The sequence below is a fragment of the Streptomyces sp. NPDC007856 genome (assembly GCF_042868225.1).
In the GTDB taxonomy this organism is placed as follows: Bacteria; Actinomycetota; Actinomycetes; order Streptomycetales; family Streptomycetaceae; genus Streptomyces.
The window spans coordinates 83,286-109,840 of the sequence record NZ_JBIAEC010000010.1; the positions used below are offsets into that span (position 1 = coordinate 83,286).

Sequence of the window (26,555 nt, forward strand, 5' to 3'; positions counted from 1 at the left end):
CCACCATGGACTCCGAGACCCTGCTGGCACGCATCACCGACTACGCCAGCCGCCCCGATCCCTACCCGCTGTACGCAGAACTCCGCGAGGCCGGTCCCGTGGTGCGCCAGGCAAGCGGCAGCTACCTGGTCGGCACCTACCACGAGATCGCGGCTCTGCTCCACGACCCTCGGATGAGTGCCGATCCCCGCACCCGCGGCGAGGTGACCCACAAGCCGCCGTTCCTGCGCCTCGACGACCCCGAACACCACAGGCTGCGCAGGCTGGCCATGCGGCCGTTCGGCCCGCCGCACAGCCCCGCCCGGGTCGACGGCATGCGCGGCGAGATCGACCGGATCGTCGAGAACCTGCTGGAGCCCTTCGAGGCGGGCCGGCAGATCGACATCGTCGACGACTTCGCCTATCCGCTGCCCGTCACGGTGATCTGCCGCCTGCTCGGTGTGCCACGCGAGGACGAGCCGCTGTTCCGGGCCTGGTCCGACGCGATCGTCGCGGCCGCGGACGTCAGGCCCGACGAGGACACCGACACGGACAAGGCGGGGGACCAGGCTCGCATGGAAATGGGCGGGTACCTGGTGAACCTCGCCGAACAGCGCCGTGGCCAGCCGAGCGACGACATGCTCTCCGCCTTCGTCAACGAGCCGGACCCGGCTCTGCGGCTCACTCAGGAGGAACTCGCCGAGACCTCCGTACTGCTCCTCATCGCCGGACACGAGACCACGGTCAACCTCATCGCCAACGGGGTGCTCACCTTGCTGCGCCGGCCCGAGCAGCTGGACCGTCTGCGCCGGGAACCCGGCCTGCTGCCGCAGGCGGTCGAGGAGCTGCTGCGCTACGAACCCCCGGTCCACATGCGCGAGCGCATCCCGCACGCCGACATCGACGTCGCCGGCACCCGCATCAGCCAAGGCTCAACCGTCATCCTGGTCCTCGGCTCGGGCAACCGCGACCCGAAGCGGTTCCACGAGCCCGACCGGTTCGACCCCACCCGCCCGGACATCGAGCACCTCGGCTTCGGCAGCGGCATCCACCTCTGCTACGGCGCCCCACTCGCCCGTCTCGAAGCCCAGGCGGCGCTCCGCGCGCTGCTCCCCCACCTCGGCACCGCGAGCCTGGTCGAGGACCCGCCCCCCTACCGCCAGAACGCCATGCTCCGCGGTCCCCGCCACCTGCCCATCCAACTTTGAGGTGGGAATCCGGCAGCAGACCACACCCCGTACACCTCGCCGGACCTCCGCCGCTCGTCACCGTTTGCGGATCCAGTTGTCACAGCTGGGGACGGAGGACGTCGTAGGCCCACGCCGCCAGAGTGGTGGGCGTGGTGGTGTGCGGAGTTCGAGGCTGTTCCGGGACGAAGCCGTCCCGCAGGCCGGTCGACATCCCCATGACCGCTTCGACCAGGCCGTCGGTCATCCCGGATGTGCGCAGCAGGTTCCGCATCGCGTCGTCGCTGACGCGCTCTGCGCGAAACGGGCGACCGATGGCGGCGGACACGATCTCGGCGGCCTGCGGCCAGGTGAGGTCGGCCGGGCCGTGCACGGCCTGGACACAGCGTCCGGACCAGTCGGTCGACAGCAGCCGTGTCGTGGCGACCTCCGCGATGTCACGCGGCGCGACCCAGGCAAGAGGCTGGTCCAACGGCAGGATCACGGGAATGACACCGGCCCGTACGGCATCGAGCTGGAGCTCCAGGTTGGTGAAGAAGTAGCCGCAGCGCAGGTGCGTGACCGTGGCACCGAGGTTGTCGAGGGCGAGCTCGGTTGCCGCGAGGCCGTCGATCTCGCCGGCTCCGTGGCGCTTTTCCGCGCCGACGCTGCTCTGGAAGACCGTCCGCTCGACGCCGTTCGACTTGACGGCGCGCACCACGCTCGCCGTGGCCAACGCGTAGTCTCCCAGCGGATCTTCACCGGTCGACGGAGGATCCACCCAGAACAGGGCGTCGACCCCGGCGGTCGCGGCGACGACGGCGTCCGGGTCACGCTGGTCCACTGCCACCGCATCCACCTCGCGGCGGACGTCGGGATCGAGCCGGCCGGGATCGCGGACCAGTACCCGTGGACGGACTCCTGCGCGCAAGAGCATGACGACCACATGCCGTCCGACGTTCCCGGTGGGTGTCGTGACTGCGATACGCATGGCTCAGTGTTCCTTTCGCCGGTTTCCAGCATGACGGTAGAAGCCAATCCGGACACCTTGTGTCGCCATATCGCACCGCGGACGTGCGCGTGTGCGCCGGAAAACCCGGGAGTCCTGAGGCCTGCCGCCCCAGGTGGTCGCGGACGTGTCGTAGAAGGGGTGGATCCAGATGCGGTCCGGCGAAATCGTGTCGTGGGTGGACAGGTAGCGTTCCTGGCCGCCGTCGACCAGGATCCGGTAGCCCTCGTCCAGGTGCAGCCGGAGCAAGGGGCTCTCGAACTCGTAGAAGCACGGCTTGTCGTCCGGTCCGATACGGATGTGTGTGGAACCTTGGTTGAAGCCGTAGAACGGATCCGTCACCGCCTTGTCGATACCGGCGGTGCTGCCGGCGTATCCGCGTACGTAGATGATCGGCACCCTTGAGGCCGGTGTCATGCGGTCCTCCAGAGGGTGACGGGCGCCGCTGGGCCACACTGGCCGGGCGTCCCGGAGTCGGGCTCGGTGGTGAGGTGAGGGCGTCCGGAATGTCCCGCTCGACGCTACGGACGCACCGTCAGCCCGGCGTCAGCCTGGCGTCACCCACCAGGGAAGACGGCGACCCCGTGGCGGGCCAACAGATGCGCGAACCGAGGGGAAGGCTCCACTCCCAGCACCTCCCGGAGCAACCGCCGGAACGAGTGATAGTGACCGACCGCCTCGCTGACGTTGCCCTCGGCGAGATGTGCGGACACGGCGGCACGGTTCGCGCTCTCCCGCAGCGGTTCCGTACGCACGCTCTCCCACGCCGCCTCGAGCGCGAGGGCCGGCTTCCCCTCTCGTACGAGCGTCTCGGCCAGTGCATCGAGGGCGTGCAGCCGCAGCTGCCGCAGGCATTCGCGCTCCAGCAGGACCCACTACGCCATGACCGGGGAACCATCTTCTGCGAGCCGGCATGGTGGCCGAGTTGCGCACATGGCCTGCGCAGCGGCATCCGCTCTTTCAACCCCCGCCAGCCTCCCCCGCATCGTCACCGCCGGCCGCATCGGCACCGGCGTCCTGTGAGCTGCCTCACCCATCACCGCCTGCTCGGCGCGTGAACTGCCTCACCAGCGCCCCGCGTACCCGTGCGACGCCGCTCGTTGGCCGGATGCGTCACTAATCTGTCATTGCAGCCAGTGCGACATCCGATACAGGCTGTGACCGTGTTGGAACGACGAGTTGTTGTCGTGGTGTACGCGGGCGCGATGGCCCTGGACATCACCGGACCGATTGAAGTGTTCGATACGGCGAACCGGCTGCTGGGCGTCTCGGGCACCCCCTACCGGACCGAGTTCATCTCCGCCGACGCACCACTGGTACGCATGAGTTCGGGGGTGGTGGTGGAGGCCTCGCCGCTGGAGGCGGGACAGGGCCCGATCGACACGCTCCTCGTGCCGGGTGGATGGAGTCTCAACGAGGCGCTGCGGGACCAGTCGCTCGTGTCCTGGATCGGCCAGGCAGCGGCCCGCTCGCGCAGGGTCGCCTCCGTATGCGGCGGTTCCTTTCTGCTGGCCGAGGCGGGCCTTCTCGACGGCAGGCGCGCCACCACGCACTGGGCGTACAGCGAGGCGATGGCGTGCCGCTATCCGGATGTGACGGTGGACGCCGAGCCGATCTTCGTCTGGGACGGCCCCTTCGTGACCTCCGCGGGCGTGTCGACGGGCATCGACATGGCGCTGGCTCTCGTGGAGGCCGATCACGGATCGGCGCTCGCTCTGGAGACGGCACGGTTTCTGGTGCTGTTCCTCAAGCGACACGGAGGACAGTCCCAGTACAGCGCCGTCCTCGACGCCCAGTTGGCCGACCATCCGCCGATCCGGACGGCACAGGAGTGGATCCTGGAGAACCTGGACAGTCCGCTGCCCGTGGCCGACATCGCGCGGCAGGCCAACATGAGTCAGCGCAACTTCGCCCGGGTCTTCCGGCGCGAGGTGGGCACGACACCCGGCCAGTACGTCGAGCGGACGCGTATCGCCCGCGCGCGCGAACTGCTGGAGACCACAGACCTGACGATCAGCCAGATTGCCGGCCGCTGCGGATTCGCCACCACGGAGACGTTCTTCCGTTCCTTCGGACGAACCCTGGGGCTCACCCCCAAGGAGTACCGGCACCGCTTTCAGGTCGTCTCGCCGGCCGGCCTCATCGACCGGCACCACGAGCGGGAGGGGAGCCCCGCATGACCCCCACGACCTCGGCATTACGCGAGGCGGAAACGGTACGCCTGGTCGACCACCTGGCCGGGGAACTCGCCGCGGCCGGCGTCACCCACATGTTCGGTGTCGGCGGTGCGAACATCGAGGACCTGTTTGACGCGGTGCATCGCGGCGGCGCCATCCGCGGTGTCGTCGCGAAACACGAGTTCTCCGCCGTCACCATGGCCGATGGATACGCACGTACCACCAGGCGCCTCGGCGTCGTTGCCGCCACCTCGGGCGGTGGGGCGATGAATCTCGTACCGGGTCTGGCCGAGGCGTACGCCTCCCGGGTGCCCGTGCTGGCTTTGGTGGGCCAGCCCCCGACCGGCCAGGAAGGGCAAGGAGCGTTCCAGGACTCCAGCGGCAAGGCGGGCTCCTTCGACGCAACCGAGGTCTTCGCGCCCGTCTCCCGGTTCTGCGCCCGGGTCGATGACCCGGACTTGCTCACGGAGTTGCTGCCCCGGGCAGTGGCGGCGGCGCAGGCAGATCCTCGCGGGCCGGCCGTGCTGTTGCTGCCCAAGGACGTGCAGCAGGCGCGGATCCAGGTGCCCGTCCGCGCGCCGGCCCCGACACCTGGCGGTTCGGCGACGGCATCCGTGGCGCGGCTCGACACCACTGCCGTCAGGGCCGTTTCGGACGCCCTTCGCGGGGCCGGTCGCGTCCTCGTCATCGCCGGTGAGGATGTTGCCGCCGCCGATGCGCGTGGGGATCTGGCCGAACTGGCCCGATGCGTCGGGGCATGGGTGGCGGTCACCCCGGACGCCAAGGACGTCTTCGACAACCGTGATCCACGGTTCGCGGGCGTGGCCGGGGTGATGGGCCACGCCAACGTCGAGGACTGTCTGCGCCGGGCCGACCTGTGCCTGCTGGTCGGTACCCGGCTGCCGCTCCTGGCACGCGGCGGCCTCGACCGGGCCCTCGCCACCACCGAAGTCGTGGCCCTGGGCCCCGAACCACCGTTCGTGGCAGGCACCGCCCTGGGTGGGAACCTGCGGGACGCGCTGCGCGCGGTCACCCGCCGACTGCCGTCCCGCCCACGCCCCTGCCCGCCGCACGCCGGCCCCCTTCCCACGCCCATGCCGGGAAGGCTCTTCCCGGCCCGGGAGCAAACCGTGCCCCACGCCCAGGCGGTCGCCGCGGTGGAGGCGGCACTCCCTCAGGACGCACACGTCTTCGTGGACGCCGGCAACGCGGGTGCCAGCGCGATCCACCTCCTCCCTGCACCGCGCCACGGCCGGTTCGTGGTGGCGGTCGGCATGGGCGGCATGGGCTACACCTTCGGCGCCGGCATCGGCGCCGCGCTCGCCACCGGCCGGCGCACCTACGTCCTCGCCGGCGACGGGGCCTTCTTCATGCACGGGATGGAAGTGCACACCGCCGTGGAGTACGGCGCACCCGTGACGTTCGTGATCTTCAACAACAACGCCCACGCCATGTGCGCGCTGCGGGAGGAGTTCCTCCAGGGCGGCGTCCGCAGCGACGACCTGTTCGCCCGGAGCGATCTCGCCGCCGGAGTGGCCGCCGCCTTCCCGTCCCTTCAGGCCACGGGAGCCGCCGACGCGGCGCACCTGCGGACGGCACTGCTGCGCGGCAACGCGAGCGGCGGCCCGGCGTTCGTCGCGGTGGCCTGCGACCCACGGGAGATCCCGCCGTTCCTTCCCTTCCAGTCCTTCACCGAAGCCACCGACAGCAAGGAGGGTTCAGATGAGCGAGGAGTCGTCCACGTTGGCTGACATCCCCGGCCTGGTCCGGATCGAGAACGCCGACAAGGAGGAACTGACCGCCCACTGCATGGAGTTGACCCACGCGGTCTACCCCCACCATCAGGTCTACGGGCAGTACTGCACCATCCACGAGTACGTCGACTGCCCCCCGGAGCAGGCCTACGACTACCTGCGCCAGGGGCACCACCTGGAGGAGTGGACCTGCAGTCTGCGGGGCTTCGCGCCCACCGGCACACCGGGGCTGTGGGTCGGTCACGACCGGCTGGAGGACGACACCAGGATCTACTGCAAGGTGGTCTCGAACCCCGAGGCCATGACCGTCGACTACCACTGCTCCTGGGACCAGGGCGAGAAGCTGTGGATGATCTACCTGATGCGTGTCGTCCCGGCCTCGCTGGTCCTCGACAAGCCCGGTTCCGTGATCACCTGGACCAACTGCCGGCACCCCTACTACGACGACAATCCGCAACCCGACCTGGCTCCGCGCCCGGACCGGCCCTGGGTGGGTGACTACTGGGACCTCTTCTACGCGGGGCACACCGTGGAGATGCACAACCTCAAGGCCATCCTGGAACACCGCCACCGGAGCGGCCTGCCGGTCAGCTCCGCTCCGGCGAGGGCGGTGACGCGGTGACCACGGTCAGTCTCACCGACGTCGCGAGCTATCTGCCCGGCGAGCCGGTCCCCGCGGCGTTCTACACGGAGTTCCCCGGAGCCGAGGACAAGCTCCGCAACCACCCCATGTTCAAGGTCCCGCCGTTACGGCACCACGTGGCCAGGGACGAGACCAACGCGGACATGGTCGAGCGCGCCGTACAGCCCCTGATCGAACGGCACGGCGCGGCGGAGATCCGGGGCGTCGACGTGCTGTTGGTGCACAGCCAGTTGCCGGACCTGCCGTTCGTCGGAGCGGGGACCGAGGTGGCGCGTCGGCTGGGCCTGAACCCGGAGTGGCTGGTCGACGTGGCCAACGCGGGCTGCGCGTCCTTCGTGTACATGGTGAAGCTGGCCCGGCAGATCCTCACCACCACCGACGCGAGGACCGCGCTGATTTGCAACGCGCAGAGCGCGGCCGGGCAGTGGTTCACCCAGTCCGAGGTGCGCAAACTCGCCCAGGCGGCGATCCCGGGCGACGGGTGCGGTGTGGGGTACGTGACCACGTCGGCACGGTCGCCGGTCCTCGACGTGGAGACCCGGCACATCGGCGCGTACGCCGGCGACATGACCGTGGCGGTCGACGACGGTCGCAAGTACTGGGAACCGGGACAGTCCCAGCTGCGGATCGGGTTCACCGACGCAAGCGTCGCCAAGGTCCTGGCCCGCGGGAACCGCCTCGTCCCCGAGGTGGTCACGGAGCTGTGCCGGCGGCTCGGCGTGGCGAGCACCGACATCGACGCTCTCATCACCAACCAGCCCAACCGCACCTTCCTGCGGAACTGGCGAGAGGCGCTGCAACTGCCGGACGAACGGCACCTGGACACCTTCGACGAGTGCGGGAATCTGTTCGGAGCGGCGATCCCGGTCACATTGGACCGCGCGATCAGCTCCCGTCAGGTGGCGGACGGCGACCTGATCGTGCTCGGGGGATTCGCCCACGCCGGCGACTTCGCCGGTGCCGTCGCCGTTCGCTGGCACGGCGGGCGGGACTGAGCCATGGACCTCCCCGTGCTGCACCGGCTCGCCCTGAACGAGAGCCCCTATCCCCCACTGCCCTCGGTACGCGAGGCCATGCGACGGGCCGTCGCACAGGCCCACCGCTACCCGCAGTTCCACCCCGACGACCTCACCGAGCGGATCGCCGCGTGGTGCCGGGTGCCCTCCGACCGCGTCGCGGTCGGCAGCGGATCGGTCGGCGTGGCCCTGCAGTTGCTCCGGGCAGTGGTCCGGCCCGGCGACACCGTGGCCTACGCCTGGCGCACGTTCGACGCCTACCCGCTCCTGGCCGCCATGGTCGGCGCCCAACCGGTCCCCGTGCCCCTGTCGCCGGACGGACACCAGGACCTGGGCGCCCTGCTCGCGGCGCTCGACCACCGCACCCGCGTCGTGGTGCTGTGCAATCCGCACAACCCCACGGGAAGTCTCGTCACCGCCGACGCACTGGCGGTGTTCCTGCCTCAGGTACCCCGACATGTCACCGTGCTCCTCGACGAGGCGTACATCGAGTTCGCCCGCGACACCGACCTGCCGGATACCCTCGCGCTCCTGGACGCACACCCCAACCTGCTGGTGCTGCGCACCTTCTCCAAGGCCTACGGCCTCGCCGCCCTGCGGGTCGGCTACGCACTCGGCGCCGCCGGCCTGGTGGCGCGGATCCGCCGGCAGCAGTTGCCCTTCGGGATCAACGGGGTGGCGACAGCGGCGGTGAAGGCCTCACTGCGGGCCGAGAGCCAGCTGCGCCAACGCGTGGACACCGTCGTCGCCGAACGCGAACGGCTCCGGGGTGAACTCGTCTCCCTCGGCTGGTGCGTACCCCCCGGCCACGCCAATTCCGTCTGGCTCGCCGCGCCCGGTCCGATCGACGAGGGCGCGGCGGCACTCGCCGACGCCGGTGTCCAGGCACGTCACTACCCCGGCGAGGGACTGCGGCTCACCGTCGGCAACCGGAGGGCCAACGACACCGTGCTGACCGCACTGGCGGGACTGCGCGCGCACCACCCCCGCCAGTGACGCCTGAGGCCTGGGGCCTTTCCGTTCTCATGTGCCGACGAGCTTCCCCGGACCGGGGACAGTACGGAAACGGAACGGCTCCGGGTCGCGGCCGGGCTGGATGAACCAGCACTCCCCGGTGCCGTCGCCGGTGACGATCCGCAGCACCGTGTCCGCCACGACCTGGGCCGGGATGATCGGCAGTGACTGCTCGGAGAGCATGTCGCGCAGCGGGTCGATGATCCGCGACTCGGCGAACCCGGGGCAGACGGCGTTGAAGCGCACGTTCTCCGGGGCAAGAGCCGGCCCCAGGGAGCGAGCAAGTCCCACGACCGCATGCTTGTTGGCCGCGTACAGGGGGTCGAGCGGTACGGCCGCCAGGCCCGCCAGCGACGAGGTCGCCACGATCGCCCCGCCACCGCGGGCCCGCAGTGCCGGCAGCAGCGCATGGGTGCCGAAGACCACGCCGTCGAGGTTGGCTCCCATCGCGCGACGGTAGCGTGCCAGGTCGAAGTCGTCACCGAGGCCGCATCCGGTCGTCACCCCGGCGTTGAGCAACGCGATGTCGACGCCACCGCAGGTCTCCCGGGTGTAGTCCACCAGCGCACGGTTGGCGTCCGGGTCGGAGACGTCACAGGCACGGAAATGACCGTCCACCATCTCGGCCACCTCCTGGCCGCCCCGCGCGTCGAGGTCCGCGACCACCACGCGCGCCCCCGCCTTCGCCAGCGTCAGTGCCGTGGCCCGGCCCAGTCCACTGGCACCGCCGGTGACGATGGCGACCTTGCCCCGGAGCACCGCGCCGTCCGTCTGCCCCGGCCGGACTGCGGTGTCCCTCTCGACGGTGATCATGACAGCTCCAGAACGAGCTTGCCGACGTTGTCCCCGCGGAAGAGCATCTGCAGTGTCTCGGGGAAGTCGTCCACGCTCCCCCGCACCACGTGTTCCTTCACCTTGATGCGGCCCGCTGCGATCCAGGTGGAGATGTCCTGCGCGGCCTGCGCGTAGCGCTGGGCGTAGTCGAAGACGACGAAGCCCTCCATGCGGGCGCGGCGCACCAGCAGCGAGAGGTAGTTGGACGGGCCCTTGACCGGCGTGGCGTTGTTGTACTGGCTGATCGCACCGCAGACCACGACTCGTGCGTGCATCGCCAGTCGCGTCAGGGCCGCGTCGAGGATGTCCCCTCCGACATTGTCGAAGTAGACGTCGATGCCGTCGGGGGCCTCCCGGCGCAGCGCCTTCCTGACGTCTTCGGCGCGGTAGTCGATCGCCGCGTCGAATCCCAGTTCGTCGATGAGCATGGCGCACTTCTCCGGGCCGCCGGCAATGCCGACCACCCTGCAGCCCTTGGCCTTCGCGATCTGGCCGGCGATGCTGCCGACCGCCCCGGCCGCCCCCGACACCACGACGGTCTCGCCGTCCTTCAGTGACCCGACGTCCAGCAGGCCGAAGTAGGCGGTCATGCCGGGCATGCCCAGCGCGCCGAGATACGTGGAGGGCGGGGCGAGGGAGGTGTCGATCTTCATGGCGCCCCTGCCGTCCGAGACCACGTACTCCTGGACGCCGAACATGCCGACCACATGATCGCCCGGCTGGAAGTCGGGGTGGTCCGACGCGGTGACCTCGATGACCGAGCCGGCGCGCATCACCTCCCCGATGCCCACCGGCGGCAGGTAGGAGGGACGGTCGTCCAGCCAGCCCCGCATCGCCGGGTCCAGGGAGATGACGCGCGTCCGGCCCGCGAACCGGCCCGGGCCCGGCTCGTCGACGGGGTCTGAACAGTGCTGCCAGTCCTCGGGTTTGACCTCGCCCACGGGTCGGGCTGCCAGACGGATCCGGCGGTTGGTCGCAGACATCGCGCCTCCTGTCGCTCATGACTTCGCCGCAGCGTACCGACCAGTAGGTATGCCGAGACATGTGTCGTTCGCCACACAGCGCGTGAATACGTCGTGAGCCGTGCCCGCGCTACCCGCCGGGTGCTGTCCAACGGATTCGGTTCGTCGGGCATCCTTGGGGGGATGCCGGGAGACGGCGAGGGGAGCTGTGGTGGACGAACGCGCGCGGGGTTCGCGTGAGGTGGAGATGTCCGGGACGTCTCCACAGCTGCGGCTGGACGTACTGCTGGACGACCTGCAGCAGCAGGTCGCGCAGGTGCGGGCGGCCCGGGACCGGGTCCACACGCTCCTCGACGCGGTGCTGGCCGTCGGCTCCGACCTCGACCTGGAGGTGGTGCTGCACCGCATCGTGGAGTCGGCGGTCACCCTGGTCGACGCCCAGTACGGCGCGCTCGGCGTGCTGGGCGAGGAAGGCACGATCAAGCAGTTCGTCACCGTCGGCATCGACGAGGAGGCCATCGCCCGCATCGGGCACTACCCACGCGGCGAAGGCATCCTCGGCCTGCTCATCCGGCACCCGGAGCCACTGCGCCTGCCCGACCTGGCGCAGCACCCGGCATCCGCCGGCTTCCCGGACGGCCACCCACCGATGACCAGCTTCCTCGGCGCCCCCGTCCGGATCCGCGACCAGGTCTTCGGCAACCTCTACCTGACCAACAAGAAGAGCGGCGCGGAGTTCGACAGCGACGACGAGGCGGTGCTGCGCACCCTGGCCGCTGCGGCCGGCGTGGCGATCGACAACGCCCGGCTGTACGAGGACGCCCACCGCCGGCAGCGATGGCTGGCCGCCAGCAACGAACTGACCCGCAGCCTCCTGTCCGGCGCGGAGCCCGCCACCGTACTGGACTCCTTCACCACCACCCTGCGCGAGATCGCCGACGCGGACCTGGTCACCCTGGCCGTGCCCGTCGGCGACAAGGGCGAACTCGTCATCGAGGCCGCCTCGGGCGCGCCGGCCCAAGAGGTCCGCGGGCTGCTGCTGCCCGCCACGGCACTGGCCGCCAAGGTCTACTCCTCCGGCGAGACGATCACCAGCGAGGCCGTCAGCGCCGACCCGCGCGCCAAGGGCGGCAGCGCCTCGGTGGTGGAACTCGGCCCGGCCTTCTTCGTCCCCCTCGGCACCCGCGAGCACGTCCGCGGCGTCCTCCAGGTCGCGAACCTGCCCGGCGGCACCCCCTTCACCGACGCCGTCATCGACATGGTCACCGGCTTCGGCAACCAGGCCGCCCTGGCACTCGACGTCGCCGAGCACCGGCGCGACACCGAACGCATGGTCGTCCTCAACGACCGTGACCGCATCGCCCGGGACCTGCACGACCTGGTCATCCAGCGGCTGTTCGCCGGCGCCCTGTCACTCCAGTCCACGCTCGGCCGGGTCTCCGACCGGCCGCAGGTCAGCGAACGGATCCAACGGGTCGTGGACGACCTCGACGACACCATCAAGATCATCCGCTCCACCATCTACGCCCTGCGCGAGCACGACCACTCCCGCCGCGGCAGCGGACTGCGCGCCCAGCTGGTGGCGGCCACCGAACGCGCCACCGAATCGCTCGGCTTCACCCCCGCGCTGCGCATGACCGGGCTGCTGGACACGGCCGTGTCCGCCGACCAGGCCGAGCAACTGCTGGCCGTGCTCGGCGAGACCCTGTCCAACGCCGCCCGACACGCCCACGCCGGCACCGTCGACGTCACCGCCGAGGTCACCGACACCAAGCTGAAGCTCCGGGTCGCGGACAACGGCCGCGGCATCGACCCGGCGATCACCCGCCGCAGCGGCTTGGCCAACCTGCACAATCGCGCAGAGGAGCTGGGCGGCAGCTTCAGCCTCTCCGCGAACCAACCAAGCGGCACCGTCGTCGAGTGGGTCGTCCCGCTTTCCAGGAAGTGACGGCCAAGCGGCAGGCTCCGGATGCGGGATACGCCCACAGCTGCCACCGTATGGGTGAAGTGGTGGGTCCGTACGGGTCGGCCGGAAGGAGGGAAGCCGTGCTCACGGCACAGCCTTCGCTGCTGCGAGAGCTGGTCGCATGATGACCGAGGCGATCAGACGAGGTCAGCGCCTCCTCCGCTGACGGGCTCATGCAGATCGAACGGTGTTTCTCCGACGCTCCGAGGCCATACAAGCCGGGGCGGGGTGATCACGACACCCGGAGTGGGACGGGCGAAAGCCACCGGACGGGAAGGGGAGAGGGCCTGTGACCACGCCGCCGATCGACTACCACGCGCTGTTCGCCGCCTTTCCCAGCCCCTCCCTGGTGCTGGGGCCCGACCTCGTGATCCTCGACGTCAACACGGCCTACTGCCGGGCGACCGGCCGCACGCCGGAAGGCCTCATCGGGCAGTATCTCTTCGACGCCTTCCCCGACAACCCGGCAGACCCCAACGCCGACGGGGTACAGAACCTCAGCGCCTCCCTGCACCGGGTCCTGCGCACGCAGCAGCCGGACACGATGGCCGTGCAGAAGTACGACATCCCCGCACCCGCCCGCCCGGGAGAATTCGAGGAACGGTGGTGGTCCCCGACCAACACCCCCGTGCTCGGGCCCGACGGCCAGGTGGCATGGATCATCCACCGGGTGAAGGACGTCACCGAGTTCGTGCTCTCCCATTCCGCCCGTACACGCGCGGGCCAGGCGCTCAACGAGCGCGAAGCCGTGGAGGCCGAACTCTACGCGCGTGCGCGGGAACTCCAGATGGTGAACGAGCAGCTGCGGCAGGCCCACGCCCGGGAACGGAAGGTCGCCGTCACCCTCCAGGAGGCGATGATGCAGTCGCCGGACCTGGCCGGGCATCCGAACATAGCCGTGCGCTACCTGCCCGCCGCCAAAGGGCTCAATGTGTGCGGCGACTGGTACGACGTGGTGGACCTGCCCGACGACGCCTTCTCCGTCGCGGTGGGCGACGTGGTCGGCCACGGTCTGGAAGCGACCGCCGCCATGGGCATGCTGCGCAGCGCCCTGTCCGCCGCCGTGCGCGCTCTGCACGAGCCGGCAAAGGCGATGGAGGTCTTGGGCCTGTACGCCCGCTCGGTCGAAGGAGCCCTGGCCACCACCGCGGTCAAAGCCGTCATCGACACCCACCGCCGACACGTCACCTATAGCAGTGCCGGCCACCCGCCACCCGTCCTGCTTCATCCGGACGGCACCTTCGTACTGCTCGACCAGGCCACCGACCCACCCCTGGGAGTCCGCCCGCATCACGTCCCGCGCCCCCAGGCAGCCCTGCCGTACACGCCCGGCGACACCCTCGTCCTCTACACCGACGGGCTCATCGAACGCCGTGACGAGGACATCGACACCGGCCTGAACCACCTCACCGACACCCTCACCGACAACCCCCGGCTCAGCCCGGAACACCTGGCCGACGTCCTCCTGTCCCGCCTCGGCGTCAGCGGCGGCGGACACGACGACATCGCCTTGATCGTCGCCCGCCTGTAGCGCTTCCCCCAAAGCCGGAGCACCTCGCGGCAGCGTCGAGCACCCCCGGCAAGGATGGGAGGTCCTATTCACCCTTCATCGGGGCTGGCCCGGTGGGTTCTCGTGTGGGTGTGCGAAGGGCGAGGAGGGCGACGTCGTCGTGGCCTGGCGGCTGGATGCGGCGCAGGAGCTCGTCGGCGAAGGACGGCAGGGGACGGTGGGCGAGGGCGGCGGCGTGCTGGCGCAGTCGGTTCAGGCCGTCGTCGAGCGGGCGACCGGGTACTTCGACGAGACCGTCGGTGTAGAGCACGAGGGTGCAGCCGGGTGGCAGGGGGACGGTGGCGTCGGGGCGGGGTGTGTGGAGGCCGGTGCCGAGCAGGAGGCCGTGACCCTCGGTGAGGTAGTCGGCGAGGCCGTCCCGGGTGACGAGTAGGGGCGGTGGGTGGCCGGCGTTCGTCCAGGTCAGCCGCCAGTGGTCGTCGCCGGTCCGGATGACCCGGGCGAGGATGAGGGTGGCCATGGTGACGTCCGTGATCGGCTCGATCGCCGCGTCGAGACGGTCCACGATCCGGCTGGGGGGTTCTTGCTGGGACCAGGCGTAGGCGCGAAGCATGTTGCGTAGCTGGGCCATGCCTGCGGCAGCCTCCAGATCGTGGCCGACGACGTCGCCGATGGCGAGCGCGGTGGCGCCGTCGGAGAGGGTGAAGGCGTCGTACCAGTCGCCGCCGACCTGGGAGGCGTCGGGGGCGGGCAGGTAGCGGACGGCCATCTGCAGTCCGGGTACGCGCGGCATCTGGGGCAGGAGGTGGTTCTGCATGGTCTCGGCCACGGCGCGCTGGCGCTGGTAGAGGCGGGCGTTGTCCAGCGCGAGGCCGGCGCGGCGCGCGATGTCCTCCAGCAGAGGCAGGTCGGCGACGGTGAAGTTCCCCGGCTTCTTGGCACGGCCCAGGGTGAGGGCGCCCAGCACGTCCCGGGTGCTGCGCAGGGGCGCCACGGCCGCGGAGCGAATGCCGGTGACGTCGAACAGGCGGCGCTGCTCGGCGGTGATGCCGGAGTCCGGTGCCTGTCGGTAGGTGGCGGGGCCGGCCAGGGTGGAGGCGACACCTCGCAAGGCTTTCGACAAGGGCGTCACGGATTCTTCCGGGACCGGCGGCATGGGCCCTTCGAGATCCTCGTGGTGGACCAGGGTGTCGCCGTCGGCCTGGACGACGGCGGTGCGCCATACCTCCTCGTGCTCGGTGATCAGGTCGATGACGGCCCAGTCCGCCAGGCGCGGCAGGACCAGGCCCACCAGTCGGCGCAGCGCCTCGTCGACGTCGAGGGTGGAGGTCAGCTGGGTGGTGGTCTCGGCGAGCAGGGCGAGTCGCTCGAAGTCGGTCAGCGTCCCGGCGGCCTGCTCCGGACCTGGTGCGCTGACCGGCGCCTGCCCGTGGCTGTAGAAGACGACGAGGGTGCCGGCGCGTCCCTCGCCGATGTCGTACGGCATGATCGTCCAGGAGATCGGGAGCAGGTAGCCGTCGGCGCGCTCGAAGTACACGTCCCTACCCTGGGCCGGGCTCCCGGCGTGGAACGCCTGCCGCATGCCGCACTGCGACGTCGGCAGACGCTGCCCCTGCGGCCCGCGATGCAGCAGATCGTGGGCGTCCTGCCCGAGGAGTTCGCTGGCCGGGCGGCCCAGCAGGTGTTCGGCCCGGCTGTTGACGGCGACGATGCAGCCCTGCTCCTCCACGACATAGGCCGCGGCGCCGATGGCCTCCAGCGCCGCGGTGAGCCAAGGAGAAGGCACCGCGGCAAACCGCGGACTCTCCGGTCCCGCCACGTCCTCGCCTCCCTGGGTATCGGGCTTTCACCCTCGGTCGCTCCGGTGTACGGGCGGGGCACCCGCACCGCCTCCTATACCCATATGCCCCACTCCAGTGCAGAGCTAGCTGTATCGGCCCGCAGGGTTCTTCACGCGGGCGGTCGGCCGGGAGAGGGTGCTGCCCCCCTTGGCGCGCGTGGCCTCGACCGCTTCCCAGTCCTCGGTGCTGAGGTTGGCCAGTGCGGCCGGGAAGACGCCGTCCTGTTCCTTGAGGATGTGGTCGCGCAGCATGGCCGTCGCCTCGATCAGCCGGTCCGGCCAGGTCGGGTCCGCGGGTGTCACGCCGTCGGCGGCCTCGGCCAGCACCGCTTCGACGCGGCGGTGCTCGGCCTCCAGAGCGGCGATCTGGTCGGGGAAGTCGGCGGCCAGGGCGGGAAACAGGCCATGCTCCTCGACCTGGGTGTGCGGTTCGAGCATCCTTGCGATCTCCCGGGCGACCTGTGCCATCCGGGCAGCCCCGCCCTCCTGATGGGCCGGCCGAAGGTGGCTGATGGAGAAGGCGACGTAGCCGCCGAACGCGACCGCGTACAGCGCGGACGCCCGATCGCGGCCAGCGCCAGCATCAGCCAGGCCCGGCCCCGCACCGGCTCGTGCGCCGACGGCGTTGCGTCGCTTCTCCCAGACCGTTGGACCACCATCGTGAACCTCCTGATCACAGTGATCCGGCCGTCCGCGCCCTGACGGCTCGGCGGCCCGTGTCCAGATTTTGCGATCCGGGGCTGTCATGCACGGGGCCAACGGTGCCTCCTACCGGCCCGACCGGTCCTCGCGCGGGGACCGTATGGGCCGCCCGAAGAGGCAAGCTGTCAGGGCCGATGGTCCCCGCCCGGCTACTTGGAGGAGTTCGGCTGGCGGACGGGGCGGCCGAGGCGGACCGGGACACCCGGTGAGTACAGGACACTGACCGGGGCGGTGCTCGGTGCGGGCAGGCCGGCCGCGGTGAGCAGGTTCTCCTCGCAGGTGATCAGCTCGGCGCGGTGCAGGGGCCAGCGCGGGTGGTGGTTGGGCAGGTACGCCGCACCACCGGCGAAGGGGTTGTGCATGCCCCAACGGGCAGTGAGAAAGAGCTCCAACTCGGTGGGTTCCTCTATGCGTTCGCCTGGGCGGACGGTGACGCGGCTGTACGCGCCGCGCACACCCGGCCAGCGGCGCGAGCTGGTGTAGGTGACGGTGTCACCGGTGGTGCGCAAGGACATACGCGACCACAGGTAGGGAAGGCGGAAGCCGATGCGTCCCATCACCACGGGGATCAGACGCGAGGCGTCCATCGAGCGGAAGACAACACCGCGGCGGCCGTGCGCGTCCACCGAGTACAGGCGGACGTTGGTCTCCGGGAACGAGCCCAGGTAGGGCAGCCCGGGCAGCCGGAACCAGCCGACCTTGTGCATGCGGAAAGCGACGAGCCCGATGTAGGTGACCCCACCGTGGATGTCGGGGACGGTCCCGGGTGGCATCAGCTTTTCCACTAAGGCCGGTTCGACGGCCCAGTGGATGAACGTCAAGTCCAGCCACTGCTGGGTGAGCAGCGGGAAGCGTATGTCGACAGGAGCGTCCGGGGAACGGGGAGCGTCGGTGACCGGCTTCTGCATGACTCGAGGATGACAGGCGACCGGCCCCGACGAGTAGGCCGATCCGAACGGAGCACCCCTGCCGCTGAGGCGCGTGGCGATGCCGAGAAGCCCGCACACCTGCGCCAGCCGGCCAAGGTGCCGGTCGGTCGCATCGTGTACACCCGGCAGGCACTGCCCGCCGTCCTCCCGGTCAACTTCAGCCCGGACACGGACTCCTGTCTGCTGGTGCGCACGTCGGCGTGGTCGTCACCGGGCGGGAGATCACCGGCGCGGCGGGCGCAGACTGATCGCAGCAGCGTGGTCGCCAGGCCCTGTCTGGCCCCCTCAGTCCGCGCGATGCCGGACCGGCTGCGCGAAGGCGCGCGGTGTACGGCCGCCGTCCGGTCCGTAGCCGAACCGGATCAGCGCCTGGGGGCAACAGCGCCGTGGCGACAGGCAGGCCCCCGCCCGCGGTCCGGCCACTCCATCGTTCTCCCTCGACGCCCGCGTCCGTGAGCAGGTGTCGTTCTGTGATTCGGCGGGACTGAGCGTCGTGCGGTCGTGGCCCCCCACGGCGGACAGACGCGGAATCCACGCTCTCCGCCGGAGCCGCTGCGGGAGACGATGTCGCGGTCGCGCAACACCTCGCGCGGGAACACGAACTGTCCGAAGCGGTCGTCGTCGCGGCTGCTGATGACGAAGAGGTCCACCCCGTCGCAGGCGTCGAAGGGCCGGATCGGCGGCTCCTCGGACCGCTGCCGCACGGGCCGAACCGACCCACCTTCGTCGGGGTGGTCTTGGCCACGCGGAACCGAACCGAGCGGCCATCGAGCGTGAACGCGCAAGCCGTGTACTCGCCACTCTCCGGTTCCGGCACCGGCACGCAACCGCAGCCCTCGGATCCGAGATCCGTCCCCGGGCAGAGGCTAGGGCTGTCCCTGCGGCGCGGTCTGAAAGTACTGGGCGGCCTCAGCGGAGTTGTAGGAGGAGGCGAAGGTGAACGCGCGGGGGGACGGCCCGTTGGCCCGTAGGTCCGCCAGCCGTTCCAAGGCCTCGTCGACGGTCGGGAGATGACCGGCCGGGAGCCACCAGAGCACCAGGTGTGCCTCGACATGCCGTTCGAACCATTCGCGGCGCCGCCGCATCACCTCCAAGTGCCCGCTGCGGTAGGTGAAGTCCCACAGCGCCTCCTGGGTCTCCCACACCGTCAGGTTGACGATGACGTCCTCGCCCGAGGGGCGCAGGGCGGTGGCATCGGCCGCGCCTTCCTCCTTGAGCCGCCACACGAAGCCCTGCGCGCCGTCGGCGGCGGTGTTCACCGGGTCGAGCATCTCGACGAACGGCGCCATGCGCGGGTCGTCGAGGGGGTGGAGGAGCGTGGCGACGTTGAGCTGGGCAAGGTGGGCGGCATGCTCGGATGCAGTCATGGCCACATCCCAGCACGGGCACCTTTCTAAGTCAATCCGCATTGTTTTTAGAAGCTTCGACCACCACACAGCACTCCCCCGGCCGGGCGTCCATGCGGGCGCGGACGGGACCGTCCGTGCCGAGCAACCCCTCCAACAGCGCGAGATTCATGCCGCATACGAGCGGCGGGAAGCGTTCGGCAACGGCATGGAAGGGACAGTTGCGCATGCGCACGACCGGCGCGGCTTCTCCGGGCACCTCCTCCGCGCATTCGGTGTCCTGGACGCCCGCGATGCCTTTCAGCTGCGGTTCGTACGGTTCGTAGCCACGAGCCGCCAGCATCGCCATGGCCTCTTCGAGGCCACCGCAGGGCGCCGCCGAGCCGCGTAGGGCCTCGCCCCGGCGGCGCGCCGCCGCGTAGAGCCCGGCGTCGAGCCCGGCCTGCTCGGCGGCCTCGGCGAGCAGTTCGGCGGCGGTGCGGTAGTCGCGGGCGGGCAATGACACCGCCCGTTCGACCCGCGCCCGCGTGTACACCTTGGCAGGACGGCCCGCTCCCGGCCCCGACCGCCCCGTCAGCCGTCGGCTGCCGCTCTCCAGCAGGCCGGCCTCGGTCAGCCTGTCCAGGTGGTGCGCGGCGAGCGTGCGCGCCACCCCGACCGCCTCGGCGGCCTCGTTGCGGCCGACCTCACGGCCCTGTGCCACCACGTACTCGTACAGTCGGCGCCGGACCGGATCCTGCAGCGCCGCGATCGCGTCGATGTCCTCCACCCCGCCATTCTAGGAACAACGCAGGTACGAGATAGAAGGGCGGGACGCGGCCCCACCGGACCGTACTCGCCCCGTCGGACACGCCCTGGACGACGGCGAGGACGTCACGAACAGGGTGGCGGGGCGTAGCGGGCCCTTGCGGTCCATGGCCAGGCGCGGCAGCGTACTGGCCCACCGCCTCCGTACCACCAGGACCCGGCTGCTGGACCTCTACGCCCCCTGCGGCGCCGGCAGCGCCGTGTGAACGGGCCGACGCGGCGAAGGAGTCACCATCGTGCAGCTCATGCAGGACTGGAGGGTCAGTGCCCTGCCCGTGCTGGAGGGCGAGGGCCGCGTGGGTCGGCGTCGTCTCCGAGGCCGACCTGCTGCCGAAGGAGTAGTTCCGCGACAGCGCCCCCGCCCTCGCCGTCCACCAGCCGTTGGTGGGCTGGCCGACCGGTCTGGCCGGACCAGTGCCGGTCAAAACCCGGGAAGGGACCATAGGCACCTGGGAGTCGGGGTCCGGCAGGACGAGAGTGGAGGCCGACCGGTCACGGACAAGGGCCGAACGGCCCTGGCGTGAGGAAGTCCCGTGCCGGTCCAATGACCTGATCACGCCTGTCCGTGGCTCCCAACCGGTTGCCCCGGACAGGTAACCGGCCACATCTTGAAGGGACGAGGGACATGCCGTACCGGCGCACCGTCCGCGACCGCGTTGGCAGGCCGTGCAGCCGCCTCGCCGCCCCGGCCGAAGACACGCAGCAGTGAGCCACGACACCGCACGGAAGCCTCCCATGACCATCGACACCGCCCAGTCCCTCCCTGCCGGGCCGCGCCGGAGCATCGAGCTGGACAGCGACGAAGCCCTGCGACTGCTGGGCAGCGTGTCCTTCGGCAGGATCGTCTTCACCCGCCAGGCACTGCCGACCGTCCGTCCGGTCAACCATGTCCTGGACAACGGCGACATCATCATCCGCACCCACGAGGGCGCGGCTCTGACCGCACGCGCCGGGCAGGCCGACGGCCAGGGCGTCGTGGTGGCCTACGAGGCCGACGCCATCGACCCCGACACGCACCTCGGCTGGAGCGTCGTGGTCACCGGCTACGCGCACCTGGTGACCGACTCGGAGGAACTGGCCCGTTACCAGGCACTGCTCAGCCCCTGGGTGAAACGGACCATGGACTACGCGGTGCGCATCCGCCCGGATCTGATCACCGGCGTCCGGCTCACCGCCGGCAACGAGTCCGACGGCGCCTGATCGCGGTCCGGCTTCGAACTCATCGCGGCGCCAGAAACTGCTGGACAGCGCCCATCCCGTTTGCGCGCATCCGGTTCACCGGATGGCCGGAGGACACCCCGGCCATCCGCCCGCTGCGGTTGCCGCCGATGAAGGCCGAAAGCTGTGCGTCATGCTCCCGAGCATCGCTCGCCGAGTGGCCTGTCGATCGTGCGGGACCACCGCGACCGGTGCGGTGGCGTGATACAGCAGCGCGTGGGTGACGGGGCCGATCGCCGCGCCGACCGGCGTCCGATCAGGCCGCCGACCGGATCCGGCGCGGCAGGGCCGGGGCGGCCGGCCCGATCCGGCTCCGGACACGATCGGCCGGCCATGGCGTTGCAGCTCATCGACGCCGACGGGGTCGAGGCGCTCACCATGCGCAAACTCGCGGCAGCGCTCGATGCGAATCCTATGTCGCTGTACCACCACGTACCGAACAAGGACGCCGTGCTGCGCGGCGCGGCCCAGCGTGTCGGCTCACAGTTCCGCGCCGGGGAGCGGGAAGACATCCCCTGGCAGGACCGGCTGCGCGAACTGGCCCTGGACTTCTGGGAACTGTCCCACCGGCATCCAAAACTGATGGCCTATTCGTTCGCGCGACCCGACTACATCCAGCCGGAGGATCCCTTCTGGCAGGGACTCGTCGACCTTCTGACCGCTGCGAAACTGCCGGCACCGGAGATCCCGCGCGTGGCCGCCACCCTGTGCGCCGTGTTCACGGGGCTGTTGTACGGCGAAGTGACCGGCGCACTGCAGCGGTGGAGCACCCTCTCTGCGGCGTCGGCAGGCCCGGACGGAGAAGGCTCTCCCCCGCTGACCAAGGACATGGTCGACAGCATGTTCAACTGTGCGCTGGATGCAGCGATCGTCGGCGTGGAAGGCCACGTCGCACGGTTCCCCGACGGGGCGTGACCGAGAGTCGAGAGCGGGCGGCTTCGCGGGGGCTCGCGGCGGTTACGGCGATCCCCCTGCCGGGCCCTCCTGATGCCGCTGCGACAAGGGAGGATCGCAGTGGAGGGAGGAGGGAGACTGCCGCGATGTCCGGAACATCCGCACAGGAGACGTCCGCCCGGTATCTCCCGATCGCTGATCACGGCCTGATCGGCGATCTGCGCACAGCTGCCCTCGTGGGCACCGACGGGACCATCGACTCGAATGCCCTGATCACCCGGTTCTTCACCGAGGACGGGCTGGGGGAGATCCAGGATTTCATGCCGGTGGGGGATGCTGCCGATGTCGACCGCCACAGGCTGATCCGGCGGGTGGTCTGCGTCCGCGGGAGGATCCGGTTCCGGGCCCGGGTTGCCCCCCGGTTCGGCTACGGCACCCAACCGCACAAATCTCACTCGCTGTCAGGGCTACGCCCAGTGCGTGTTCCTCGCTCCGGACGTGTTCGAGCTGCACGGCGAGGAAGGCCTGCTGTACGCCACGGCCGTACCCGACGACCAGGTCGAGCGGTGCCCGATGACCTGAAGGGGGGCAGGATCGTCATCGTCGGAGCGTCACCGGCCGGGCTGCGGGCCGCGGAGGCACTGCGCGACGAAGGCTCACCGGCTCACTGACCGTGGTCGGGGACGAACCCCGAGCGCCCTACGACCGGCCGCCGCTGTCCAAGCAGGCTGCTCGGGCAGGCGACGGCGGACACCACCGAGCTGCCTACGCGCCGCGACCCCGAGGTCGAGTGGCGACTGGGCGTCCGCGCCACCGGTGTGGACCTGCTGGCCAAACGGGTGCTGTTGGAAGACGGCGAGTCGCTGCCGTACGACCGGCTGCTGATCGCCACCGAAATCCGGGCGCGCCCCTGGCCCACCCGGAGCAAGTAGCTCCACATGCGCGAGCGGATCCCGCACGCCGACACTCCCTCATCCTGGTACTGGCCTCGGGCAACCGCGACCCCAAGCGGTTCCACGAGCCCGACCGGTTCGACCCCACCCGCCCCGACAACCAGCACCTCGGCTTCGGCAGCGGCATCCACCTCTGCTGCGGCGTACCCCTCGCACGTCTCGAGGCCCAGAGCGCACTCGGCGCGCCGACCCCCCGCCTGGTCCAGGTCCGCCGCCGTACCGGCAGAACGCCATGCTCCGCGGCCCCGGCACCTGCTCGTCCACCTGTGATCGGAGGATGTGGTCGACCGCGCCGGGATTCGCTTCATCGCCCCTGGCTCCGGAGCGGCGTGCACCATCTCACCGGGTCGGCTTTCTATGACGCGTGCAGGAACTTTGTGTGGGGTGTGTGCCGGCAGCGGCATCCCCGCCCGGCCTGTCGCACGACGATGTCGGCGCAGAGTCCGGGATTCAGGCCGCAGCGGGCAGCGGACGTCGGGCGACCTCGCAGGCCTCGTCCGGTGGCAGACCGAGCATGTGCATGAGCATCTGCGCCATCGTGTCCGCGGCCTGGTGGATATCGACCTCCGGCCGGTTGAACCACAGCTCCAGGAGCGCCAACACGCTGCCGTTGAGCACCGTCAGCGCGACGACCGGATCGACCACGGCGAAGCGGCCCGACGTCATACCCTGCTCCATGTCGCGCCTCGCGCGCGGGGCCAGTCCATGGCCGGTGCCTATGCGGCCGAGCTCGCTGTGACACAGGATCCGCATGATTTCCGAGTGCGAGTCGGCCAGCCGTGCACTGAGCCGCAAGCCGCCGGCGAGGCGCTCGGCGGGATCGGCGACGCCGTGCAGGCGTGCGTCGATGGCCCGGCCGTACTCCTCCAGCGCATCGGCCACGGCCGCGGCGAACAGATCCGGCTTGCACGTGAAGTGGTTGTAGAAGGAGCCGAAGCCGACGTCCGCGCGCTCGGCGATGGCCCGAATGCTGGCGGTGTCGCCGGATTCGGCCAGGATCTCCCGCGCTGCGCGGACGAGTGCCTGCCGGGTCTCAGCCCGACGGCGTTCGAATCGGTTCGTGAGTGACGCTGCCATCTGAATGCACCACGACAACTCCGACAGTTCTGATGAATCCATCATTGCACTCCCTCGACCTAGCGCAACTGATCGACTCATCACTTCTGAGCAACTCTTGACGAGCGGCTCCTTATGTCTGATTATTTCATCAGAAGTGGGCAAATGGCCCGAACCAGACATGTCACGTCGCCGGCCCGCTCGGCCGGCAACGAGGTCTCCGACGGAGGAACCACATGACGAACATTGACCACACGCCGCTCACCGAGCAGGTGAGGACCCGGGAGACACCCGACGCTGCCATAGCGATGATCGATGCCATCGGCACGGTGGTCGGCTGGACGCAGGCCGCCGAGCAGCTCGTGGGGTACTCGGCCCGCGAGGTGGTGGGCCGGCCCGGCGCACAGGTGTTGGCGTCGGCCGAGGATGGCGTGCGCGCTTCGGTGCACGGCGAGCAGTGCCGGGCCCGGGGCGGCTGGTCCGGGCCCATGGCCGTCCGCCACCGCGACGGTCACGTGCTCAAGATGACTCTGCGTGTCTCGCTGCTGCGGGGACAGGACGCCGACACTCGGTGGCTGGTGTCCGTGACCGACATCGGCACCCTGTCCTCGGGGACAGCCCGTGGGCCGTTGCGGGAATCGCTCCTTGCCCACACGCCGATCGGCATCGTCGTCCGTGACCCGCAGCTGCGCTGCACCTGGGTGAACGACGCCATGGAGCTCTACGACGGCGTTCCCCGTGACCGACGTTTCGGTTCCCGCCTGAAGGATTCGCTGCCCGGTTTCGAGGCCGAAGCGCTCGAGGTGGTGATGCAGCAGGTGCTGGAAAGCGGCACCACCATGGTCCACGAGTACCGGGCGTGGCCGCCGACCGCTGAGCGCCGGGAGCACGTGTTCTCGGCCTCCTTCTTCTGCCTCCAGGACGCGGAGGGCGAGCCAATGGGGGTGTGCTCCATCAGCGTGGACGTCACGGGCAACCGACGGGCACGCGAGCGCCTTGCCATCCTGAGCGAAGCCAGCACGCGCATCGGCAGCACCCTCGACGTCATGCAGACCGGGCAGGAACTGGCCGACCTTACCGTGCCCCTGCTGGCCGACCATGCCCTCGTCGACCTTGTGGAGTCGGTTCCGTTCGCCCTGGAGCCCTCGGCACGGATCGGCACGGGGAACGGCCGCCCGCCCGCGCTGCGCCGTGCCGGTCTGGCCTCTGTCGAGCTGGGTGTCCTGGAACTTCCCTGGGTGCGCGAGGAGTTGATCCACGTTCACCCGGCCTCGCCCTTCGCCGACGTGCTGCGCACGGGAAGGTCCCACCTGGTACCGGTGCTGGACATGGAGGCCCATCTCGGCCCGTGGGTCCACCACGACCCGGCGCGGGCGCAAAAGGTGCGTGACAGCGGCGTCCATTCCTTGATGGTCGTACCCATCCGCGCGCGACGCTGCGTGCTGGGACTGGCGCTGTTCGGCCGCTCCAGGGAACAGGCACCCTTCCAGGAGGACGACCTGCTCCTGGCCGAGGAACTCGTCACCCGGGCCGCGCTCAGTCTGGACAACGCGCTCCGGTACGCGCGCGAACGCTCCGCCGCCCTCACACTGCAACGCGACCTCCTCCCCCACCGGGTGCGAGGCGGGGTCGCCGTCGAGGTCGCCTCGCGCTACGTGCCGGCCGACATGGCTCATGGCGTGGGAGGAGACTGGTTCGACGTGATCGAGCTGTCCGGTGCGCGGGTCGCCCTCGTCGTCGGTGACGTGGTCGGACACGGCATCAAAGCCGCGGCGACCATGGGCCGGCTCCGCACCGCCGTGCGCACACTCGCGGACCTGGACCTGCCCCCCGACGAACTGCTGGCGCACCTCGACGACACGGTCCGGCGGCTGAACGACGAAGACGATGACGTCTCCGACGAAGTCCCCGAGGTGGTGGGCGCCACCTGTCTCTACGCCGTCTACGACCCTGTCACCCGGCGGTGCACCATAGCCCGGGCAGGACACCCACCGCCCCTGATCGTCGACCCGACGGGCCGGGTCACCATACCCGACCTGCCCGCCGGAACCCCCCTCGGCCTCGGCCTCGGGCTCGTGCCCTTCGAAGCCGTGGAAGTCCAACTGCCCGAGGGAAGTCTGCTCGCGCTCTACTCCGACGGCCTGGTCGAGTCCCGGGACCACGACCTCGACGTCGGCATGAACCGCCTGGGCGCTGCCCTGACACACCCCGGTTCATCGCTCCAAGACCTCTGCTCACAGGTGATCGAGACCCTGCCGACCCAGGCACAGCCCGACGACGTCACCTTGCTCCTGGCGCGCACTCGTGCACTCGAACCGACCCAGATCGCCTCCTGGGAACTGCCGAACGAACCGGCCGCCGTCTCCACTGCCCGGCACCTGGCCACCCATCAGCTCAGGCAATGGGGACTGGAGCATCTCGTGAGCCCGGTGGAGCAGATCATCAGTGAACTGGTCACCAACGCGATCCACCACGGCGACGGCCCGAGCCGCCTGCGGCTCATCCAGCACCAGGTCCTGACCTGCGAAGTCTTCGACACCAACACCGGCCACCCACGTCCCCGCCAACCCCGCACCCTCGACGAGAACGGCCGCGGCCTCTATCTGGTCGCGCGGCTGTCCCGCAGGTGGGGCTCCCGCTCCGCGACGGACGGCAAGGTCGTCTGGGCCGAACAGGATCTGCTCCCCAAGGCCGTTGCCCGGTGAGGAGCGGGGCTCGGTCTTCCGAGACCACCGAGCCGTGATCACTGAGCCACTGAACAGAGCTACATGGGCATGGCG

22 protein-coding genes and 9 pseudogenes are annotated in these 26,555 nt (G+C 70.3%); 18 read left to right on the forward strand and 13 right to left on the reverse strand.

All coding sequences use genetic code 11. The annotated features are described in order from the left end of the window. Positions 1–5 precede the first annotated feature (5 nt). A complete protein-coding gene (locus ACFYOH_RS23670; protein ID WP_388628677.1) occupies positions 6–1,187 on the forward strand; it encodes a cytochrome P450 in 1,182 nt (393 codons plus the stop codon). A 79-nt stretch (positions 1,188–1,266) separates the two neighbouring features. Here ACFYOH_RS23670 and ACFYOH_RS23675 read toward each other — a convergent pair whose 3' ends face one another. From ACFYOH_RS23675 to ACFYOH_RS23685, 3 genes and pseudogenes are all read right to left on the reverse strand, one after another. After that, a complete protein-coding gene (locus tag ACFYOH_RS23675; RefSeq protein WP_388628680.1) occupies positions 1,267–2,136 on the reverse strand; it encodes an NAD(P)H-binding protein in 870 nt (289 codons plus the stop codon). 3 nt (positions 2,137–2,139) lie between these two features. Continuing rightward, positions 2,140–2,571, reverse strand: coding sequence for a hypothetical protein (locus ACFYOH_RS23680; protein WP_388628683.1), 432 nt, complete (start codon positions 2,569–2,571; stop codon positions 2,140–2,142). Between the two features lie 140 nt (positions 2,572–2,711). After that, positions 2,712–3,029, reverse strand: a pseudogene (locus ACFYOH_RS23685) (BTAD domain-containing putative transcriptional regulator); the annotation flags it as partial. Between the two features lie 288 nt (positions 3,030–3,317). Between ACFYOH_RS23685 and ACFYOH_RS23690 the strand changes: the two are divergent. The 5 genes from ACFYOH_RS23690 to ACFYOH_RS23710 are packed head-to-tail and all read left to right on the forward strand — an operon-like array spanning position 3,318 to position 8,740. Further along, entirely contained in the window at positions 3,318–4,334 is a 1,017-nt protein-coding gene (locus ACFYOH_RS23690) for a GlxA family transcriptional regulator (protein WP_388628686.1), read from the forward strand. Continuing rightward, a complete protein-coding gene (locus tag ACFYOH_RS23695; RefSeq protein ID WP_388628689.1) occupies positions 4,331–6,082 on the forward strand; it encodes a thiamine pyrophosphate-binding protein in 1,752 nt (583 codons plus the stop codon). The genes ACFYOH_RS23690 and ACFYOH_RS23695 overlap by 4 nt, the downstream gene beginning before the upstream one ends. Then, complete coding sequence (locus tag ACFYOH_RS23700) at positions 6,054–6,707, forward strand: SRPBCC family protein (RefSeq protein ID WP_388628692.1); 654 nt, start codon at positions 6,054–6,056, stop codon at positions 6,705–6,707. Before ACFYOH_RS23695 ends, ACFYOH_RS23700 begins: the two co-directional genes overlap by 29 nt. Further along, positions 6,704–7,723: a ketoacyl-ACP synthase III family protein gene (locus tag ACFYOH_RS23705; RefSeq protein WP_388628695.1), complete on the forward strand. Its 1,020-nt coding sequence runs from the start codon at positions 6,704–6,706 to the stop codon at positions 7,721–7,723. The genes ACFYOH_RS23700 and ACFYOH_RS23705 overlap by 4 nt, the downstream gene beginning before the upstream one ends. A 3-nt stretch (positions 7,724–7,726) precedes the next feature. Then, positions 7,727–8,740, forward strand: coding sequence for a histidinol-phosphate transaminase (locus ACFYOH_RS23710; protein WP_388628698.1), 1,014 nt, complete (start codon positions 7,727–7,729; stop codon positions 8,738–8,740). A 27-nt stretch (positions 8,741–8,767) separates the two neighbouring features. Here the strand turns inward: ACFYOH_RS23710 and ACFYOH_RS23715 are convergent, their stop codons facing one another. Beyond that, positions 8,768–9,571, reverse strand: a complete 804-nt coding sequence (locus ACFYOH_RS23715) for an SDR family NAD(P)-dependent oxidoreductase (protein WP_388628701.1) — start codon at positions 9,569–9,571, stop codon at positions 8,768–8,770. After that, a complete protein-coding gene (locus tag ACFYOH_RS23720) occupies positions 9,568–10,575 on the reverse strand; it encodes an NADP-dependent oxidoreductase (protein ID WP_388628704.1) in 1,008 nt (335 codons plus the stop codon). Before ACFYOH_RS23720 ends, ACFYOH_RS23715 begins: the two co-directional genes overlap by 4 nt. A 226-nt stretch (positions 10,576–10,801) precedes the next feature. Between ACFYOH_RS23720 and ACFYOH_RS23725 the strand changes: the two genes are divergently transcribed. Together ACFYOH_RS23725 and ACFYOH_RS23730 are read left to right on the forward strand one after the other, a co-directional pair. Further along, positions 10,802–12,502, forward strand: a complete 1,701-nt coding sequence (locus tag ACFYOH_RS23725) for a GAF domain-containing protein (RefSeq protein WP_388629250.1) — start codon at positions 10,802–10,804, stop codon at positions 12,500–12,502. 307 nt (positions 12,503–12,809) lie between these two features. Then, positions 12,810–14,051, forward strand: a complete 1,242-nt coding sequence (locus ACFYOH_RS23730; RefSeq protein WP_388628706.1) for a SpoIIE family protein phosphatase — start codon at positions 12,810–12,812, stop codon at positions 14,049–14,051. Positions 14,052–14,115: 64 nt separating this feature from the next. On the opposite strand, the gene ACFYOH_RS23735 is transcribed toward ACFYOH_RS23730, so the two are convergent. The 3 genes from ACFYOH_RS23735 to ACFYOH_RS23745 form a co-directional block, all read right to left on the reverse strand. Continuing rightward, the gene (locus tag ACFYOH_RS23735; protein ID WP_388628709.1) at positions 14,116–15,849 is read right to left on the reverse strand and encodes a SpoIIE family protein phosphatase; all 1,734 of its coding nucleotides are present in this window, start codon (positions 15,847–15,849) and stop codon (positions 14,116–14,118) included. 105 nt (positions 15,850–15,954) lie between these two features. Continuing rightward, positions 15,955–16,617, reverse strand: coding sequence for a hemerythrin domain-containing protein (locus ACFYOH_RS23740; protein WP_388628711.1), 663 nt, complete (start codon positions 16,615–16,617; stop codon positions 15,955–15,957). A 104-nt stretch (positions 16,618–16,721) separates the two neighbouring features. Beyond that, complete coding sequence (locus tag ACFYOH_RS23745; protein WP_388628714.1) at positions 16,722–17,480, reverse strand: YqjF family protein; 759 nt, start codon at positions 17,478–17,480, stop codon at positions 16,722–16,724. 99 nt (positions 17,481–17,579) lie between these two features. Here ACFYOH_RS23745 and ACFYOH_RS23750 point away from each other — a divergent pair. Continuing rightward, positions 17,580–17,708 (forward strand): annotated as a pseudogene (locus tag ACFYOH_RS23750) (pyridoxamine 5'-phosphate oxidase family protein); the annotation flags it as partial. A gap of 278 nt (positions 17,709–17,986) precedes the next feature. On the opposite strand, the pseudogene ACFYOH_RS23755 reads toward ACFYOH_RS23750, so the two are convergent. The 3 genes and pseudogenes from ACFYOH_RS23755 to ACFYOH_RS23765 form a co-directional block, all read right to left on the reverse strand. Further along, positions 17,987–18,324: pseudogene (locus tag ACFYOH_RS23755) on the reverse strand (MepB family protein); the annotation flags it as partial. 43 nt (positions 18,325–18,367) lie between these two features. Then, positions 18,368–18,868: a DUF3291 domain-containing protein gene (locus tag ACFYOH_RS23760; protein ID WP_388628717.1), complete on the reverse strand. Its 501-nt coding sequence runs from the start codon at positions 18,866–18,868 to the stop codon at positions 18,368–18,370. A 31-nt stretch (positions 18,869–18,899) separates the two neighbouring features. Next, on the reverse strand, positions 18,900–19,616 hold the full coding sequence (locus ACFYOH_RS23765) for a helix-turn-helix transcriptional regulator (RefSeq protein ID WP_388628720.1): 717 nt from the start codon (positions 19,614–19,616) through the stop codon (positions 18,900–18,902). Positions 19,617–19,773: 157 nt separating this feature from the next. On the opposite strand from ACFYOH_RS23765, the pseudogene ACFYOH_RS23770 reads away from it, so the two are divergent. The 3 genes and pseudogenes from ACFYOH_RS23770 to ACFYOH_RS23780 form a co-directional block, all read left to right on the forward strand. Next, positions 19,774–19,860 (forward strand): annotated as a pseudogene (locus ACFYOH_RS23770) (regulator); the annotation flags it as partial. Positions 19,861–19,899: 39 nt separating this feature from the next. Continuing rightward, a pseudogene (locus ACFYOH_RS23775) lies at positions 19,900–19,993 on the forward strand (CBS domain-containing protein); the annotation flags it as partial. Between the two features lie 396 nt (positions 19,994–20,389). Continuing rightward, a complete protein-coding gene (locus tag ACFYOH_RS23780) occupies positions 20,390–20,854 on the forward strand; it encodes a pyridoxamine 5'-phosphate oxidase family protein (RefSeq protein ID WP_388628723.1) in 465 nt (154 codons plus the stop codon). Between the two features lie 186 nt (positions 20,855–21,040). Here the strand turns inward: ACFYOH_RS23780 and ACFYOH_RS23785 are convergent. Continuing rightward, a pseudogene (locus ACFYOH_RS23785) lies at positions 21,041–21,142 on the reverse strand (universal stress protein); the annotation flags it as partial. Positions 21,143–21,205: 63 nt separating this feature from the next. Between ACFYOH_RS23785 and ACFYOH_RS23790 the strand changes: the two are divergent. From ACFYOH_RS23790 to ACFYOH_RS23810, 5 genes and pseudogenes are all read left to right on the forward strand, one after another. Continuing rightward, a complete protein-coding gene (locus tag ACFYOH_RS23790; RefSeq protein ID WP_388628726.1) occupies positions 21,206–21,787 on the forward strand; it encodes a TetR/AcrR family transcriptional regulator in 582 nt (193 codons plus the stop codon). Positions 21,788–21,912: 125 nt separating this feature from the next. Beyond that, a pseudogene (locus ACFYOH_RS23795) lies at positions 21,913–22,212 on the forward strand (glycoside hydrolase family 15 protein); the annotation flags it as partial. Further along, positions 22,178–22,348 (forward strand): ferredoxin, encoded by a 171-nt coding sequence (locus ACFYOH_RS23800; RefSeq protein ID WP_388628729.1) that lies wholly within the window; start codon positions 22,178–22,180, stop codon positions 22,346–22,348. The pseudogene ACFYOH_RS23795 and the gene ACFYOH_RS23800, both read left to right, overlap by 35 nt. Further along, positions 22,333–22,683 (forward strand): annotated as a pseudogene (locus ACFYOH_RS23805) (FAD-dependent oxidoreductase); the annotation flags it as partial. The gene ACFYOH_RS23800 and the pseudogene ACFYOH_RS23805, both read left to right, overlap by 16 nt. Positions 22,684–22,736: 53 nt before the next feature. Further along, positions 22,737–23,080: pseudogene (locus ACFYOH_RS23810) on the forward strand (cytochrome P450); the annotation flags it as partial. A gap of 89 nt (positions 23,081–23,169) precedes the next feature. Here ACFYOH_RS23810 and ACFYOH_RS23815 read toward each other — a convergent pair. Beyond that, positions 23,170–23,802, reverse strand: a complete 633-nt coding sequence (locus tag ACFYOH_RS23815; RefSeq protein ID WP_388629253.1) for a TetR family transcriptional regulator — start codon at positions 23,800–23,802, stop codon at positions 23,170–23,172. Between the two features lie 209 nt (positions 23,803–24,011). Between ACFYOH_RS23815 and ACFYOH_RS23820 the strand changes: the two genes are divergently transcribed. Continuing rightward, on the forward strand, positions 24,012–26,480 hold the full coding sequence (locus ACFYOH_RS23820; RefSeq protein ID WP_388628732.1) for a SpoIIE family protein phosphatase: 2,469 nt from the start codon (positions 24,012–24,014) through the stop codon (positions 26,478–26,480). Positions 26,481–26,555: the final 75 nt, after the last annotated feature.